This is a genomic window from Nocardiopsis sp. N85, from assembly GCF_028882275.1.
Classification (GTDB): domain Bacteria; phylum Actinomycetota; class Actinomycetes; order Streptosporangiales; family Streptosporangiaceae; genus Nocardiopsis; species Nocardiopsis lambiniae.
In genome coordinates this window covers 1-829 of the sequence record NZ_JARBUT010000047.1, presented here as the reverse complement: position 1 = coordinate 829, position 829 = coordinate 1, and the positions used below count along the sequence as shown (strand labels likewise).

Annotated in this window: 1 protein-coding gene; it reads right to left on the bottom strand. The window is 68.6% G+C overall.

Annotation, left to right across the window (positions count from 1 at the left end; translation table 11 throughout):
- Positions 1-829, bottom strand: an 829-nt coding sequence (locus PWG71_RS28615; protein ID WP_274813187.1) for an ABC transporter ATP-binding protein, incomplete at both ends; no start/stop codon positions are given.

The window sequence follows — 829 nt, the reverse complement described above, 5'->3', positions numbered from 1 at the left end:
CGGTCGGCGCGGTCCTGGGCGCGGCGCTGGGCCCGAGAGACCTCCACCCGCGGCACCGCCGCCAACAACGCCCGCGTGTACGGATGCTCGGGCGCCGACAACACCCTGCGCACGTCACCCCGCTCCACCGCCACACCATGACGCATCACCACGACCTCGTCCACCGACCCCGCCACCACCGCCAGATCGTGCGAGACCAGGATCAAGGCCATCCCCAGATCCCGACGCAACTCATCGAGCAGATCCAGGATCCGCGCCTGCACCGTCACGTCCAACGCCGTCGTCGGCTCATCGGCCAACAACACCTTGGGATCGCACATCAACCCCATCGCGATCACCACACGCTGACGCATACCACCGGAGAACTCGTGCGGATAGGAATTGATCCGCCTGGCCGGCTCCGGAATCCCCACCCGCTCCAACGACTCCACCGCACGCTTGAGCGCGACGGCCTTGGACGCCCTGGGGTGATGGACCCGGTAGGCCTCGACCAACTGGTTGCCGATGGTGTACTGCGGATGCAGCGACTGCATGGGATCCTGGAACACCATCGCGATGTCGTTGCCCCGCATCGCCCGCAGCCGCTTGTCGCCGGCGGCCACGACGTCCTCACCGGCCACCTCGATGGCACCGGTGATCCTGGCGCGACTACCCCGGTGCAGACCCATCAGGGCCAACGAGGTCACGCTCTTACCCGAGCCCGACTCGCCCACGATGCCGAGGGCGCCACCGGCCGGCACCTCGAAGGACAGTCCGTCCACCGCCCGGACGTCGCCGTCCATGGTCGGGAACGTCACCCGCAGGTCGTCCACCCGGACGACGGGCTCGG